Genomic DNA, 554 nt, shown 5'->3' with positions numbered 1-554 from the left:
TCATTCGACCGCTCGGCGGCCGCCATCGGCCCGCGCGCATGGCGCATCCTGCATACGACCGGCATCTATTATCTCTGGTTCCAGTTCATGGTGAGCTTCGGCATGCGCATTCCGCAGATGCCGAACTATGTCTGGTTCCTGATGCCGTTGATTGTGGTGATGGCGCTCAGGATCGCTGCGGCGGTGCTGAAACGGCGCCAGGCGCGCATATCAGTGCCTGCAAACTAAAACGGGACCGCGTTGCCGCGGTCCCGTTGGTAGCTGCGATTTGAAAAGCGCTTAGTTCTTGGTCTTGTCGACCAGCGCCTTTTCCTTGATCCACGGCATCATGTCGCGGAGCTTGGCGCCCACGTCCTCGATCGGATGCGCATTGTTGCGCTGGCGGGTTGCCTTAAACGAGGCCTGGTTGACCTTGTTTTCCAGCATCCAGTCGCGGGCGAACTTGCCGGACTGAATGTCGGTGAGCACGCGCTTCATCTCGGCCTTGGTTTCCGAGGTGACGATGCGCGGGCCGGTGACGTATTCGCCGTATTCGGCCGTGTTGGAGATCGAGT

Annotated in this window: 2 pseudogenes; one reads left to right on the top strand and one right to left on the bottom strand. The window is 59.9% G+C overall.

Annotation, left to right across the window (positions count from 1 at the left end):
* A pseudogene (locus AC1DS5_RS25455) lies at positions 1-228 on the top strand (hypothetical protein); the annotation flags it as partial.
* A gap of 51 nt (positions 229-279) precedes the next feature.
* On the opposite strand, the pseudogene AC1DS5_RS25450 reads toward AC1DS5_RS25455, so the two are convergent.
* Positions 280-554 (bottom strand): annotated as a pseudogene (locus AC1DS5_RS25450) (ketol-acid reductoisomerase); the annotation flags it as partial.

This window comes from Polaromonas sp. P4_H1 (genome assembly GCF_056400945.1).
Note: the sequence above shows the minus strand (reverse complement) of the source record. Positions and strands in the feature narration are given on the sequence as shown.